The organism is Paenibacillus helianthi, from assembly GCF_001909055.1.
GTDB lineage: Bacteria > Bacillota > Bacilli > Paenibacillales > Paenibacillaceae > Paenibacillus_AQ > Paenibacillus_AQ helianthi.
The window spans coordinates 18,842-34,194 of the sequence record NZ_LVWI01000035.1; the positions used below are offsets into that span (position 1 = coordinate 18,842).

The 15,353-nt window shown below is 52.6% G+C and carries 10 protein-coding genes and 1 pseudogene; 4 read left to right on the forward strand and 7 right to left on the reverse strand.

Annotation, left to right across the window (positions count from 1 at the left end; all coding sequences use genetic code 11):
* Positions 1-171: 171 nt before the first annotated feature.
* A complete protein-coding gene (tyrS, locus tag A3844_RS10765; RefSeq protein ID WP_074085916.1) occupies positions 172-1,431 on the reverse strand; it encodes a tyrosine--tRNA ligase in 1,260 nt (419 codons plus the stop codon).
* A 611-nt stretch (positions 1,432-2,042) separates the two neighbouring features.
* Here tyrS and A3844_RS10770 point away from each other — a divergent pair.
* Together A3844_RS10770 and A3844_RS10775 are read left to right on the forward strand one after the other, a co-directional pair.
* On the forward strand, positions 2,043-3,677 hold the full coding sequence (locus A3844_RS10770; RefSeq protein ID WP_074107391.1) for a cellulase family glycosylhydrolase: 1,635 nt from the start codon (positions 2,043-2,045) through the stop codon (positions 3,675-3,677).
* 273 nt (positions 3,678-3,950) lie between these two features.
* The gene (locus A3844_RS10775; RefSeq protein ID WP_074100252.1) at positions 3,951-5,450 is read left to right on the forward strand and encodes an amidase; all 1,500 of its coding nucleotides are present in this window, start codon (positions 3,951-3,953) and stop codon (positions 5,448-5,450) included.
* Positions 5,451-5,672: 222 nt separating this feature from the next.
* Here A3844_RS10775 and A3844_RS10780 read toward each other — a convergent pair whose 3' ends face one another.
* From A3844_RS10780 to A3844_RS10790, 3 genes and pseudogenes are all read right to left on the reverse strand, one after another.
* Positions 5,673-6,284, reverse strand: a complete 612-nt coding sequence (locus tag A3844_RS10780; protein ID WP_074107438.1) for a sugar O-acetyltransferase — start codon at positions 6,282-6,284, stop codon at positions 5,673-5,675.
* Positions 6,285-6,732: 448 nt separating this feature from the next.
* Positions 6,733-6,894: pseudogene (locus A3844_RS10785) on the reverse strand (DapH/DapD/GlmU-related protein); the annotation flags it as partial.
* A 28-nt stretch (positions 6,895-6,922) separates the two neighbouring features.
* Positions 6,923-7,954 (reverse strand): ROK family protein, encoded by a 1,032-nt coding sequence (locus A3844_RS10790; RefSeq protein ID WP_074107392.1) that lies wholly within the window; start codon positions 7,952-7,954, stop codon positions 6,923-6,925.
* Between the two features lie 208 nt (positions 7,955-8,162).
* On the opposite strand from A3844_RS10790, the gene A3844_RS33725 reads away from it, so the two are divergent.
* Positions 8,163-8,285, forward strand: a complete 123-nt coding sequence (locus tag A3844_RS33725) for a hypothetical protein (RefSeq protein ID WP_279629260.1) — start codon at positions 8,163-8,165, stop codon at positions 8,283-8,285.
* Positions 8,286-8,341: 56 nt separating this feature from the next.
* On the opposite strand, the gene A3844_RS10795 is transcribed toward A3844_RS33725, so the two are convergent.
* Together A3844_RS10795 and A3844_RS10800 are read right to left on the reverse strand one after the other, a co-directional pair.
* Positions 8,342-9,199: an AraC family transcriptional regulator gene (locus A3844_RS10795; protein ID WP_074107393.1), complete on the reverse strand. Its 858-nt coding sequence runs from the start codon at positions 9,197-9,199 to the stop codon at positions 8,342-8,344.
* Between the two features lie 21 nt (positions 9,200-9,220).
* On the reverse strand, positions 9,221-10,033 hold the full coding sequence (locus A3844_RS10800; protein WP_083606803.1) for a DsbA family protein: 813 nt from the start codon (positions 10,031-10,033) through the stop codon (positions 9,221-9,223).
* Between the two features lie 294 nt (positions 10,034-10,327).
* Between A3844_RS10800 and A3844_RS10805 the strand changes: the two genes are divergently transcribed.
* Positions 10,328-12,832, forward strand: coding sequence for a glycosyl hydrolase family 95 catalytic domain-containing protein (locus tag A3844_RS10805; protein ID WP_208619415.1), 2,505 nt, complete (start codon positions 10,328-10,330; stop codon positions 12,830-12,832).
* 120 nt (positions 12,833-12,952) lie between these two features.
* Here A3844_RS10805 and A3844_RS10810 read toward each other — a convergent pair whose 3' ends face one another.
* Positions 12,953-15,316 (reverse strand): glycoside hydrolase family 95 protein, encoded by a 2,364-nt coding sequence (locus A3844_RS10810; protein ID WP_074107394.1) that lies wholly within the window; start codon positions 15,314-15,316, stop codon positions 12,953-12,955.
* Between the last annotated feature and the right edge of the window lie 37 nt (positions 15,317-15,353).

The window sequence follows — 15,353 nt, forward strand, 5'->3', positions numbered from 1 at the left end:
TGAAGCAAGCCGCAAATGACCAAAAACGAAAAACAGCGATCCTCCAATGACCGGAGGATCGCTATTTTGCTGCTTTTTACTCTTTTAAGAACATAAGACGCTGTCTCTGTTGTAGGCGTATCTATTTATGAGACAGCGGCTTTTTCCTGCTGAAGATCATCTGTATACTGCCTAGGCCAGCTTAACCAGACTGTAGTTTTTCTTGCCTTTGCGGATGATGATGAACCGCCCACCGATGGCGTCTTCGGCAGTGACCTCCGCCCCGATATCGGTAACGCGCTCACCATTAAGTGAAATGGCTCCCTTGGTGATGTCTTCACGTGCCTGGCGCTTGGACGGCTCAATACCCAGATCGACCAGCCAATCCACGATATTCTTCGAATCTCTGCCTGATGTGAAGGTCGGCATTTCCTTGAAGCCTTCCTCGATTTCCTCCGCAGTCAGGGAACGGATATCTCCGCTGAACAGGGCTGCGGTAATACGCTTCGCCTGCTCCAGCAGTTCCTCACCGTGCACGAAGCGGGTCATTTCCTCCGCCAGTGCCTTCTGCGCTTCGCGCTTATGCGGCTCGTTCTGTACCTTTTCCTCCAGGACGCCGATTTCCTCTTGGGTCAAGAAGGTGAAGTATTTGAGGTATTTCACCACATCGCGGTCGTCGGCATTCGCCCAGAACTGGTAGAACTCGTACGGTGTTGTTTTTTTCGGATCAAGCCATATTGCGCCGCCAGCACTTTTGCCGAATTTGGTGCCGTCCGATTTGAGCATCAGCGGGATGGTCAGGCCGAACACCTTGGCGTCCGCCCCTTCTTTTTTACGGATCAGGTCCAGTCCGCTTGTGATATTACCCCATTGGTCGGAACCGCCGACCTGCAGCTGCACATCCTCGTGCTGGTACAAATGCAGGTAGTCAAGCGATTGCAGAATCTGGTAGGAGAATTCCGTGAACGAAATCCCGCTCTCCAGACGGCTGGACACCACATCCTTGGCGAGCATAGTGTTGATGCTGAAGTTTTTGCCATAATCTCTTAGAAATTCGATGACGTTAATCTTATGGGTCCAGTCATAGTTGTTGACCATACGGACTTGATTGTCGCTTTCGGTCACAAACAGCTTCTTCATCTGCGCCGTCAGCGCATCCACATTCGCCTGAATTTGCTCCATGGTCTGGAGGGAACGCTCACTCTGGCGGCCGCTCGGATCACCGATGGTTCCTGTTGCCCCGCCAATCAGAATGACCGGACGGTGTCCGGCAAGCTGGAAGCGTTTCAGTACCATGAAGGGAATTAAATGGCCGATATGCATGCTGTCGCCCGTTGGATCTACGCCGCAATAGAGTGAAACTGCCTTCGTGTTCGTTAACTCCCGCAGTCCTTCTGCATCTGTCTGCTGATTGATGGCATCGCGCCATTCCAGTTCATCGATAATGTTCAAGCTGATACAGCCCCTTTAATATGATTTTCGTATTCGTCTGATGTACGTTGAATCAGGTAACTCGTACCTCTTTACGGTGGACCAGGCAACAACAAAAAAATCGCCCCCTTGTCTATACAGACACAGGGACGATTATGATTAACCGTGTTACCACCCAAATTGCACAGACCGCCTGACGGCAGGGCCCGCACCACTCACAGCGAGGTATCGTTCGCTTGATTTCCGCTTGGCATTACCCAAGATACTCCAGAGTGTAATTCGCAGTCCATGTGTGTGCCAGGGTTCCATCCCCCCCGGCTTTCTGTGACAGGGACAAAGGCTGCTACTGTCTCGTTCATCGCATATCAGCTATAAGATTACTGAAAGTATAGTCAATTCAAAATTTGTTGTCAATGCCGGACCCGCCAGTTCTCCAAAGTGTAGACCAGCTTGCCTCCATAAAATCAGATTTTTTTGTTATCTATTTTTAATAACTATTCCCAAACAAACCCTTATATGTTATGTTGGATATATATGGATATTGGGAGGTGGTCTGGTCCGGGTACCGAATACACTTCTGGGAGCATGCAGAAAATTGAAAGCAAATCTAAATCCGCAAAGGAGGAACTACCATGAAACCGAGCAAGTATTTTTCGTTCCGCAGCTTTTGTTTTTTGGCCCTAACGTGTGTCCTTATCCTCTCCCTCTCAATCCCCCAGAAGCAGGCAGCAGCAGCAGGAGTCTCAGTCAAGGGCTTTCATGTAAGCGGTACCAAATTAATTGACGCAACAGGCAGCCCTTTTGTCATGCGGGGTATAAATCATGCGCACACCTGGTATAAAAATGACCTGGCAACCGTTATCCCTGCCATTGCAGCCACCGGCGCTAATGTAGTGCGGATCGTGCTCTCCGATGGGGGCCAGTGGTCCCTCGACAGTCTGTCCGATGTGCAGAATATACTTGCCCTTTGTGATCAGTACAAGCTGACCGCCATGCTTGAGGTGCATGACGCAACAGGCTCGGATAACGTTTCTACGCTGAATGCAGCTGTCAACTATTGGATCAGCATCAAGGATGCGCTAATCGGCAAGGAAGACCGGGTCATCGTTAATATTGCCAACGAATGGTTCGGCTCCTGGAGCACCCAGGCCTGGGCCAGCGGCTATCAATCCGCCATTCCAGCCCTTCGGGCCGCAGGCATCAAGAATACGCTGGTCGTGGATGCCGCAGGCTGGGGACAGTATCCGTCCTCTATTTTCACTAGCGGGAACGCCGTGTTCAATTCCGATCCGCTTGCAAACACGATCTTCTCCATTCATATGTACGAATATGCCGGAGGTTCAGCCGCCACGGTAAAGGGCAATATTGACAATGCCCTGGCCATAGGGGTACCGGTCATCGTCGGGGAGTTCGGCTGGAAGCATACAAGCGGAGATGTCGATGAAGCAACTATTATGAGCTATGGGCAGGAAAAAGGCGTTGGCTGGCTCGCGTGGTCCTGGTATGGAAACGGCGGCGGCGTAGAATATCTCGATATGGCCAGCGGCCCTGCAGGCAGCCTCTCGGATTGGGGAAATTCCATTGTGAACGGTCCCTATGGCACGAAGGCAACCTCAGTACTCAACAAAATCTATACCACACCCGGTTACGTGCCTGTTCCGGACAATGGGACAACACCTACACCTACACCTACACCGACACCGACTGCAACACCGACACCAACCGCAACGCCAACACCTACTGCAACACCTACACCTACTGCCACACCGACACCTACTGCCACTGCAACTCCAACAGTTTCGCCAACAGCCGCTCCAGCCGGTCTTGAACTCTATTACCGCGCCGGTAATACGAATACCACGGACAACGTGATCAAACCCCAATTCAATATCAAGAACAACGGCACCTCTGCCGTCAACTTGAGCGGGCTGAAGATACGGTACTATTTCACCAAAGACGGATCGCAGACGCTTAATGGTGCAATGGACTGGGCACAGATGGGTGCAGCCAACATTACCATTACTTTTGGAACTGCCAATGCCGCAGGTGCTGATTCCTATCTAGAAGTCGGCTTTACCCCCGGAGCAGGTTCTTTGCCAGCCGGAGGACAGACCGGAGATATCCAGCTGCGGCTATTCAAAGGCGACTGGAGTAATTTTAACGAAGCAGATGATTATTCCTTTGATGCCACCAAAACAGCATTCAGTCCCTGGAATCATGTAACGCTGTATCAAAACGGCACACTCGTGTCGGGCGTACAGCCTTAAGCGCAGTCGTTATCACCTGAATCTGTATAAAAACAAAGGGGAGTACCTTCGGCCGCTGCCGGCCCGCAGTACTCCCCTTTACTTATCGATTCGATGACAAACGGGCGGGACAGGGTTGTCCTCTGATTCTTCAATTAAGCACCGGCTGGTGTATAATGCAAGGAGCATCTCTGATATTCACTGGTATAGTGATACATAAGGCATACCAATTCCAATACTACAGATCAGCGGACCTTGCCGTTCAAGTGTCCCTGCCGAAAAGAGGTTATCATCATGACATTGTCTGCTTATTCCACCTATGATGCGCTGGGACTTGCCGCGCTGGTCCGTGCGCGGGAGGTGTCGCCGCGTGAGCTTGTAGAGGCGGCTTTCGCCAGATTGGACGAGGTCAATCCCCTGCTGAATGCCGTTGTCCGCACCCGCCGGGAGGCGGCCTTGAAGGAGGCCGATGCCATGCCGGCAGATGATCCGTCCCGGCCGTTTGCCGGTGTGCCCTTTCTGCTGAAGGATATCTCCCAGGCGATTGGTGGTGAGCCGCTCACTTCTGGCGCCCTCCTGCTGAAGAATAACATTGCCAAACGCGATTCGAACTATGTCGCCCGTATCCGAAACGGCGGGTTTATTCCGCTCGGGCACACGAATACCCCCGAGTTCGGGCTGAAAAATATCACCGAGCCGCTCCTGCACGGGCCTGCACGGAATCCCTGGAGCACGGACCGCTCGCCCGGAGGCTCCAGCGGCGGAGCTGCCGCCGCAGTGGCTTCCGGAATCGTACCTGCTGCGGGCGCCAGCGACGGAGGCGGCTCAATCCGCATCCCGGCCTCCTTCACCGGCCTGTTCGGACTGAAGCCTACCCGCGGCCGTACGCCGGTAGGGCCGGGAGTCGGCCGCCAATGGCAGGGCGCCTCCATTGATTTTGCGCTGACGCGTTCCGTGCGCGACAGCGCAGCCATGCTGGATCTGCTGCAGATTGTGCAGCCGGAGGCCGCGTTTCAGACGCCGCTGTATCCGGGCGTCTATCTGGACGATCTTATAAATCCCGCACCGCGCAAGCTGCGGATTGCTTTCACAACAGCCTCGCCTGTCGGAACCCCAGTCACCGGAGAGGCGGCTGCAGCTGTATTAAAAACCGTAAAATGGCTCCAGGAAGAAGGCCATGAGGTCGAAGAGAAGCTTAGTCCGGTAAACGGCGTGCGGCTGATGGAAAATTACTATACGATGAACGCCGGAGAAGTGGCGGCCATGTTCCTGTCTCTGGAAACCGGGATGGGCCGCAGCATTGCGGCACATGAGGTGGACATCGTGACCTGGGTGCTGGGGGAAGCCGGTAAAAAGGTCTCCGCCGCCGAATTCGTGCACAGCCTGAACGAATGGGATGTGGCTGCCGCACAAATGGCGGGCCTGCTGAGCCGCTTTGACCTCTACATCACACCTGCGAATGCGGATTCCGCACCTAAGATAGGAGAGCTTACCCAGCAGCCGGAGGAAATAGAAGCTTTGCTGCACGTAAGTGAGCTGCCGAAGGATGCGCAGCGGCGGATGATCTACGAAATGTTCGAGCCCAGCCTGACTTATACCCCTTTTACACAGCTGTCCAATCTCACGGGTCAGCCCGCCATGAGCGTTCCCCTGCACCTTACACCGGCAGGCCTGCCTATTGGAGTTCAGGTGATGGCTTCCAAGGGCCGCGAGGATTTGCTGCTGCAGCTGGCCGCCCAATTGGAGCAGTCGGAGCTGTGGGTGGGGATGAAGGGGAATCCAATGTTTCCTTGAGTGGTGTGACAGCATTTCGTGCACGCCTGTTGATTAGCCAAAAAAGGTAGAAAAAAGGTCGCCTATTCGTTAAAGTGTTTGTACCCCTACAAACATCCGAAACGAGGCGACCTCATAAAAAAGTCTTCCATCTCGAAAAGTTCCGCAAGGCCATCCGGTAATTCTCACTCCTGACAACCTCTCCCCTTTTCAGTCAACAAATCCTCATCCCCAATAACCGTATTAAATATAATCCGACACGTCAAACTCTTTGTCTTTAAAATAATATTTCCGGTCCTCTTCCGTGATTTCACGAATAATCTTGCAGGGACTACCCGCTGCGATAACATTATCAGGTATGTCTTTGGTTACCACACTGCCTGCTCCAATCACAACATTGTTGCCGATGGTCACGCCGGGATTAAGGATAACATTGCCGCCGATCCACACATTATCTCCGATCGTAATCGCAATACCGTATTCATATCCTGAGTTTCTGGAATCCGGATGAATGGGATGACCTGCCGTATAGATCGATACATTCGGAGCAAACATGACATTATCACCAATAACAACCTTGCCGACGTCAAGAATGGTACAGTTATAATTAGCATAGAAATTTTTCCCTACCGTGATATTTGTTCCGTAATCACAGCGGAAGGGGGATTCAATATGCACATTTCCACCTGATTCACCAAGAATATCACGTATCAATTCCCCTCTTCTGTCGCTTTCATCGGGGCGAAGCAGATTATATTCATGAATTTTGAGTTTATTGGCGATCCTCTCTTCACTTAATCCATCCAGCCAAGCTTTGTACGGGAGTCCTACAAGCATTCTTTCTTTTTGATTCATTTTCATTTCCTGCCTTTCTTATGCTTCTTGATGTCTTTGATTTATTTTTATAGGTTCTTTGTAGTGGGTAGCTGTAACGCGGTACCCTTAGCAACCATTAACGATCTGTAGCGTGGCAATTCGAACCGGATACTCTTTTTCGGGAACCACGTCATACCTGTACTCCCGCTAACGTAATTGGCACACATATTAATTAAGATCAATCCGGCAAAAATAAAGGTGACCGAATGTGAAGTAAGCTTCTTATTCATGAGAACTCACTGTAATTGTACCTTTTACTCCTTCACTCGCTTCATACTAGGTTATGCTCTGAATAGAGGTTAGATAGAGTACGGATTATACCTTTTCTAATTATGAGATCATCATCAACAATCAGGATGTTCATTGTCGCAATCCCTCCTGGCCGTCTAAAAAATTATATAGCCTTAATTATTTGAGCCGAATTACCTCAGACTACAACGTTATCCGGAACATCACGTACGACCACAGCCCCTGCAGCAATCACTGCGCTATTTCCAATAGTCACTCCTGGTGCAATCACAGCATTCCCGCAAATCCACACATTGTTCCCGATCGTAACGGGCTTTCCGTATTCCAGGCCAGAATTCCGAGTTTCAAAAGATACATTCTTGCATTTTTTACTTACGTATCTCCACCAATTGGTATGAATATGACAAGCTTTCCAGCGCCATTGTTATTAAACCGTGCATGTAGTCTTCTTCCTGATGTTTGAGCAGCGTAAGCTGCGGCATATGCATCTCCGGTATATCCTTTAGACACTCCTGACGAATCAGGTCGACATCAGCAGGCTGTACCAGACTTCCTGTTAAAGCAATCATTTCCGGATTCATGACCGCGATTAGGCTGCTCACTGCACGCGCGGCCACAGAATGAAAAGTGTTCCGATCATGCAATTGCTGAAACTGTTCTTCCCGCGTCAATCCATAAGGTAAAAAGGAGATTTCTCCGGCAAAATGTGTGCTCCCTCTATGGATATGCCCGTTAATCATCATGCCTGCTCCAGGGAAACAGCCTTCGATAAAAGTCGCAACAGCAACAGATTTTTCTTCTTCATGTTCCTGTTTGTGGTAAAAACCATACACGGTTAAGTTCATATCATTCTCTAAAATAACTTCAATCTCATATTTCTCACGGATTAATTTCTCAATTTCAACGCCAATTAATTCTTCAATATCGCTGGTATTCATAACTCCATGATTGACTGCCCCTGGAACACCAATTCCTACCGCTTGAATCTCCGGATAGAGGGTAATAAGGCGGCCGATGATCTGATCGATAGCTGCAAAATCCAGTCGCAAATGTTCTTCATGTCCATGGTCCACTGCATCCCCGGCCAAATTAGCCACCATGAAATCAATGGAGTGTTTCTTCAATCCAGCCTTGATGATAATACAAGCAATATAGGCAAAATCCATGTTATACTGGTATACTTTTGCCGGCCGTCCGCCATTAGATTCTTCTGTTTCCAGCTCCAGCACTTCACCTGTTGCTAAAAGTTCATTCAGAATGCTCCCGCAAGTGCCTATGCTCAGGCCTGTGGATTTTGCCACAGCAGCTTTTGTAACCTTATTATTTGCTTTGAGTGTCCGCCGGACAAGCTCCTGGTTCATTTTCTTAACACGTATCGTGTTATTTGTAATTGGATTCATAGCTCCCCCTTATTGCATCACTTATTATAATACTTATTTTAAGTATAAACATAAATCCTTTTCCTCATTCTGTCTACTCTTTATTTACTCAAATAAAGTACACTCCTGATTGTGTCTTTTTCGGAGAGATCCAGAGAAATGGACAAGAACTTGATCCCACAAAATAGAAAACCCGCGCCAAGCGCGGGTTGTATGGGGCTATGTTTTTGTGTCTATTGACTTTCGCCTTCGCATACCCGGCAATCCGGTCCATAAAGAACCGGCCCCTGCCTCTTCCACGCTCCGCAGCGGCAACAATGTAGTCCTCCAGCATGATGACCGGCCCGGATGATTTAGAATCAACTGAAGCCCCTTCAGTATGACTTTTGGGAGCTGTGGGAGCAGACCTTACCCCGAGCGGAATTCCCGGGGTGTCTGTCCGGTCTCACGGTGGAACAGGCGGGAGAAGTAATGGACCGAGCTGAAATGATATTTCCCGGCAATTTCTGTGATACTCAGCGAGGTATGCAGCAGATCCTCCTTGGCCCGGTTCAGCCGGAAGCGGTTCATATACTGGACGGGCGAACAGCCGGCTGACTTTCTGAACAGCTCGAAGAAATGCCCCCGGCTCAGCTTCAATTCCCGGTAATAACATTCCAGCGGCCTCGGCACTTCATGCAGCAAATCCTGTTCGAGCCGCTCCAGCAGCGCGCTGATCCGGCGGTCCGGGAACGGCGGGTCCCTCAGCATCTGTTGGAGGAAAAAATCAATAAACTCCTGGAAGTTCCGCTGAATGCTCAAATTGCGGATAAACGTCTGCTCATTTACAAATTGACCTGAAGTGTAGAACTTCTGAAACCGTTCAGCCCACACACGGACAGAACCGGCCTGAAGCTGCAGCGGGAGCGGATACGGAAGTTGCGGACCCAGCCATTCCGGCAGCAGCGGCTCCGGTTCATAACAGATCGGGCAGGCCCAATCGAAATGGCCCTCCCGGTCCACATGACCCCAGTCGAAATAACAGCACAGATGTACCATCGGCTCTGCCGGATCAGCCAGCCATTCATGGGACTGTCCGGGAGGCAGATAGACCAGTGAGCCCGGGCTTACCTGGACTTGTGTCCCCTCGGTCTCCAGTACCCCGTAACCCTCACTGAGCAGATAGACAGAGCTCATATAGCAAATCCGTTTCGAGCTTGACTGCCCCTTGGCAAAAGGATACCGGGTGGCCAGATAGACATACGGGTGCAAGGCTGAAAGCTTCATCTCACCATCCTCCTGCCATGCTTATTGGGCGCCGGCGGATGCTGCCTCCGCTTCAATGGCTGCCGCTAATTCCTCATACGAACCACCCTTCAGCAGTTTGCCGTTCACCATAAACTGTGGTGTTCCATTGACTCCATAGTTTCCAGCCGTTTTGAAATCCTCCTTCACCGGCAGCATGTAAGTATGCTCCTGCAGATCTTTGGCAAAGCGGTCATAGTCTATGCCGCCGATATTATTTTTGACGAAATCAAGCAGAAACTGCGGTGTGGCCCAGATCTTGGTCTCATCTCCCTGATGGTCGTAGAGCTTGCTCATGAACTCCCAGAATTGTTCGTTGTCCTGGGCTGCAATGGCTTCCCCCGCACTGGCCGCCATGATCGAATCACGGTCTATAAAAGCAAAGTTCATGAAGAACAGCTCTGCCTTGCCGGTATCGACGAACTCTTTTTGGAAGCGTTCGAAGTACGTTTCCTTCCACTTTTTGCAAGAAGGGCATTTGAAATCTGCGAATTCAATCACCTTCACCTTGGCTGTGCTGCTGCCCAGATGGGGCTGCTTCTCATATTTCAGGCCTTCGGCATCGTAATCCCCGCGAATCTCCGTGTAGTTCGGCAGTCCTCTGAGGCCTGAGGAAGCCGCTGACGGCCGTAGAAAAAACACGGACGCTGCAATCACGAGAACGGCAATCATAACGACAGATATCACAAAGGCAGATCCTGACCGGGGCTGCCCGGTACGGCTCTTGCTGCCCCGGATGGAACGAGTCTGATTGGCTGAATGAGGCTGATGGGCTGAGTTCGAAAGATTGGATAGCTTGCCCTTTGCTTTGGACATGGTTAAGATCCCCCTCAAAAGAATTTCATCATCTGAACAATAAATGATAACGCTTTCTAAATTAATCGTAGTGATTCTTTCCAGCTCCGTAAAGGTACGTTTGCGGTGCCTTGCGTACCTTTTTCCCTGTGCAGGCCTTTCCTGGCAGTTGTGATCTACCTTTCGATTCCCTATTGCCTGATTACTGTATAACCATCCGCGAATTCATCCGCCGATCGTGCAAAAATACGACACCTTGCTAAATACAACCGGCCATCACCCGGTTACATTGTAGAAGACTGGAGGCCAGGGTTAATGCGCCGACTGCTACGGCTGGCCTGCTACGCGTTTGCAGAGATGAAAGGAGGAGAACCTATGCATGAAACCACAAGTATAGGAAATTCAGAGGATTCAATCCTGTCTTTGCCGCTGGAAAAAGCACTAGCTCAGGAACATGCGGCACGGCATGACCTTACTTTTGAGGGACCGGCAGCAGATTTTTTTGAAGGAGCGCTCCTGGGAAACGGCGGGCTTGGGGTGGTGCTCACCACCCGCCCGGATGCGGTGATGCTCCATTTTGGACACAATAATGTCTGGGATATCCGCATCGCGGAGCAACATGCTGAGGAGATTACGACCTTTAAAGAGGTCTATAAGCGGTTCGAAGCGCTTCCCGCTGAATTACCGCAGCTCATGGACCACCCGTGGTACCGGGAATATTGCGAGATGGCCGGGGACAACTACAGCAAAAGCTACCCGCGTCCGATGCCCTGCGGTTCACTGCTGCTCCGGTATGACCGGCGTACAGCCGAGGTGCTGGGGCACACCCTCCACATCGGGGACGGACGCTGCACGGTTGAGTTTCTGGTCCAGGGGGAGCGGGCTGTATTGGAGGTTTTTGTGGATGCCGTTCAGGACCGGCTGTGGATGTCTGTATGCAATTCTGCTAACGGAGAGGCTCTATCGCTATTTCACGAAGCACGGCTCATTCCCGACCCCAACACGCCTTCCGGGTTCCCCCCCGCTGTAATCGATGTTGATCCCACGGCGGGAGTGCTGTCCTTTACCCAAGTCCTGCCCTGTGTGGAAGCTCCCGAAGTTCCCTATAGCGGGCATGACCAAGATAAGGCTTTCCGGCTGGCGGTCAGCATCACAGGCGCAGTTCCTTCGGCTGGCGGTGAGGGGGACCGGCTCAGCATCGCTGATACCGGCAGCGGCTTCTCCGCCTGCGCGGAGCTATGGGAGGGCCGCAGGACGGTAATCCAGCAGGCGGCAGTGCAGATGCACCCGCCCGAATTGTCCGGGTACAACGATGCCTGGCAACGGACAAACGAAAAGTGGCTGGAATACTGGGAGTGCTCCAGTGTGTCCCTGGAGGACGAATATCTGGAGCGGGTCTGGTACCGCAATCTGTACTTTTTAAATTGCTCTGTCCGTGAAGGGGTCACCTGTCCCGGGCTGTTCGCCAACTGGAGCTATGGTTCCATCGGGTCCGAATGGCATGGGGACTATCACATGAACTACAATACACAGCAGCCATTCTGGGCAGCATTCTCCAGCAACCATCTGGACAAGCATCTGCCTTATGCGGATATGGTAGACCATGTGCTGCCGGTCAGCCAACAATGGGCACGGGACTACTACGGGCTGCGCGGTGCTTATTTCCCCCATTCCGCCTACCCGGTAGAAATGACGATGATGCCTTATCCGGTTCCGCACTGGGGCTGGGAGGTCTGTGAAACGCCGTGGACCGTGCAAAGCCTATGGTGGCATTACCTCTACTCCATGGATGAAGCCTTCCTTCGCAGCCGCGCATTTCAGCCGATCCGGGAAGCCGTCCGGTTCATGGCAGATTACATGCAGCGGCCGGAAGCCCGGGGTCCGCGCTGGAATGACGACTGTTATCATATCTTTCCTACTGTCGTGCCGGAGCTATACGAGATTGCGCCGGGCTTTGCCCGGAACAGTGATTGTCTGATCGATCTGGCTCTGACAAAATTTATTTTCCATGCATTTATCCGGGCCTGTGCGGTGCTTGGACAAGAGGAAGCGGAAGACGGCCTGCTTGCAGAGGTTCAGGAAATTCTTAATCACTTTCCCGAATATCCGACAGCCGAATCCAATGAAGGCCAGGTCTTTGTGTCGGTGGCAGGAGAGAATCCCGAGGTCGTCTACAACGTCCCAGTTCCGCTCGCAACAGTCTTTCCCGGAGAAGAGCATGGTCTGCACTCTTCCCCGGAAGAATACCTGACGGCGGTGGAGACCTACCGCAATCACCGGAATGAAGGCGGGAATGAACTGGTATTCCAAGCCCTGGCCGGGGCGCGGCTCGGTATCCTCGATCTGGAGCGGTTCAAGCGGCAAATTGCCTATTGTCTGCTGCCTAACGGCACCTGCACCGACAGAGTGCTGATGAGCGGGGGACGGTACCCGGATACAGCGGACTTTGACTTCATGTCCCGGATGGGTGTCTGGTTCGAGAATTTCTCGCTGCCCGCCGTAATCAATGAGTGCCTGCTTCAGAGTTACAACGGGGTGCTGCGGTTCTTCCCGAACTGGCCGGAGCATCAGAGAGCAGAATTCCGCAGCCTGCGGGCAGTGGGCGGCTTCCTGGTCAGTGCAGCTTTTGAAGCGGGTGAAGTGCAGTGGATTGAGGTGTTCAGTGAAGCAGGAGCCGATTTGTCCTTCTATATCCCTTGGGCCTATGGAGCCGAATGTACCGGGGATTCCGTTGGGCGGCAGATCTGCACAGGAGGGACAGGAACGCTGCGAACAGTTGCCGGGGAGACCCTCCGCATGGTAAAACACAGCAGGGAATAGCTGGTTCTGGTTATGGATTCAGATCCCCCACATTGAAGCGCCCTCCAATCTCTGATTGAAATTGGAGGGCGCTTTTGCAGGGAATACTTCACTTCACAAAAATAACTGGGGTCATTGCTTCTAACCTAACTCCAGCTGTTCCAAGCGGCTATTCAGTGTATAACTTCCCCCAGCCCCGGTGAGAAGAGTACTCCGGTGTTCACCCGAGCGGACAGTTATTGTACCCGCTGAAAAGGTGCGTAATGTAGCCGTGGTTAGTATTCCATCCTTCCAATCCATATCTACCTCGACCTTCCCTTTGGCGCAAAGCCCTGATACCGAGCCTGTGCTCCAATCCGCTGGAAGCGCGGGCAGCAAATGAATCTCTCCAGCCCGGCTCTGCAGCAGCATCTCTGCAATGGCAGCCGTTCCGCCGAAATTGCCATCAATGACGAAGATATTGCTCTCCGCTCCGGCAATACCAGCCTTTGAATAGGTCAGCAGATTGTCCAGACATAACCCGCTGATCAGATGCGAGATATGCCTATAGGCCCGCTCCCCGTCATGGAGCCGGGCAAAGTACAGCCCAAACAGCGCGGCGGTAAATTCCACATCCTCCAGCTCATCCTGCATCATGCGGTTCTCCAGCGTGACCCGGGCCGCCGCGCTGAGCTCCGGCGTCTCCTCGGGTGTAATCCGGCTAGCCGGATAGAGTGCAAACAAATGGGAGAGATGACGATGCTCCGGCTGTGCCTCCCTGTAATCCTCCAGCCATTCCTGCAGCTGTCCCTGTCTGCCGATCTGCAGCGGCGGCAGTTTGTGGATCGCCTCTTCAAGCTGCGCCTGAAGCTCTTCATCCTTATTCAGCAGCGCTGCCGCTTTCAGACAGAATTCAAAAAGCTCCCGGACCAGCACCTGGTCCATAGTCGGCCCCATAGAGAGCTGCCGGTTCTCACCGCTATGACCCTCCGGATAGAAGCTGTTCTCCGGCGAATTCGAAGGTCCTGTCACCAGCCAGCCGTACGCCGGATGTATGGTCATGTAGTCTAGGAAGAAGGCTGCTGCTTCTTTGAGCACAGGATAGGCCTGCCCTTCCAGAAACTCACGATCCTGACTGTATTCGTAGTGCTCGATCAGATGCATGGCGATCCACACTCCCCCGGTGACATTGAGCCCCCATGAGGTTTCCCAGCCGGGTGCGGTGAATCCCCAGACATTGGAGAACACATGAGCAACCCAACCTGTATTGCCGTAGAAATCCCTTGCTGTCACTCTACCCGCACGGGACAAAGCCTCAATGTAACGCATTAGCGGTAGATGACTCTCTCCCAGATTCGCAATCTCGGCAGGATAGTAATTCATCTGGGTATTGACATCCAGATGATAATCGCAGCTCCAGCCCATCCGGCAGGCTTCGCCGTCATTCCAGATCCCTTGCAGATGCAGCGGCAGCGGCGAGTCTGCACGTGACCCGGCAATCATCAGGTAGCGGCCGTACTGCAGGAACAATGCAAACAGCTCCGGGTCTCCGCTGTGATTCTGCTGCAGCAGGGCGATGCGTCTGTCCGTCGGCAGATCCGAAATCTCCGAGCGTCCCAGCCGGACATCGACCTTGCTGAATTCCTGGCGGTAATCCCGGATATGATCCGCGCGCAGGCTGACATAGCCCTTAGCAGCCGCCTGTTCCAGACTTCTTGCACTCTGTGCCTGCAGGTCCGCTCCTGCATGCTGGTAATCAGTGCTGACCGTAAAATAAATCCAGGCTTCATCCGCCCCGGCTACTGTCAACCGGCCATCCCGGCAGCTTAAGGTTCCCCCGGAAGCTGACACCCTGATTCCGCCTTCAGCCCTTACTCCACAGGTACCATCGCTGTGCACCTGCTCTCTCGCTTGGGCTTGAAATTCCAGGGTATCCCCGTTCACAGAGCGGACAATGAACGGGCCTGTGCCGCCAGCAGCACTTAACGTGAAGGATACACCGCCAGGCGATTCACTCCAGATCCTCGAAGCTACAACATCATCTGCATGGGAAGCAAAAACCTCGCGCAGCACCGTGCAACCACCGCTCTGAGACTCCGCATGCGCAACTGCACGATCCAAATCCAGCCCGCGTCTGAACCGGGCTTCCATATTCCCTGCCCGCTCCACTTCCTTCTCAGCTTCCCCTTGCCTGTCCGGACTTTCAAAGGAGAACACAATCTCGCACAATCCCAGGTGGGTCCCGTAATTCCGCTTCTCCGGCTGCAGATATCGCTTGGCAAGCCGGTCACCTTCTGCATAATCACCAGCCATAAAAAGCCCCTGCATGCGCCGTAGTGCCTCCTTCCCGCCAAACGGGCCGGGAACAGCCTCTTCTCGTCCAGACCAGTAGGTCACCTCGGTCATACTCCACACTTCACGCTGCGGAGCCGCCATAACCACTGCGCCGATCCTGCCATTTCCGATCGGCAGTCCCTGGCCCCAGCCCGCAGCCGGGCTGGAGTACCATAATTTCAAATCGCTCAATTAGCATCCTCCTGTCTGTCCTCTGATCTGGCATATG

Bases quoted from the DNA above. Each gene is read 5' to 3' on its own strand.
- A3844_RS10800 (WP_083606803.1), bottom strand. From the start codon at position 10,033: ATGTCCAAAGCAAAGGGCAAGCTATCCAATCTTTCGAACTCAGCCCAT.
- A3844_RS10780 (WP_074107438.1), bottom strand. From the start codon at position 6,284: ATGAATCAAAAAGAAAGAATGCTTGTAGGACTCCCGTACAAAGCTTGG.
- A3844_RS10805 (WP_208619415.1), top strand. From the start codon at position 10,328: ATGCGCCGACTGCTACGGCTGGCCTGCTACGCGTTTGCAGAGATGAAA.
- A3844_RS10795 (WP_074107393.1), bottom strand. From the start codon at position 9,199: ATGAAGCTTTCAGCCTTGCACCCGTATGTCTATCTGGCCACCCGGTAT.
- A3844_RS10790 (WP_074107392.1), bottom strand. From the start codon at position 7,954: ATGAATCCAATTACAAATAACACGATACGTGTTAAGAAAATGAACCAG.
- A3844_RS10775 (WP_074100252.1), top strand. From the start codon at position 3,951: ATGACATTGTCTGCTTATTCCACCTATGATGCGCTGGGACTTGCCGCG.
- A3844_RS10770 (WP_074107391.1), top strand. From the start codon at position 2,043: ATGAAACCGAGCAAGTATTTTTCGTTCCGCAGCTTTTGTTTTTTGGCC.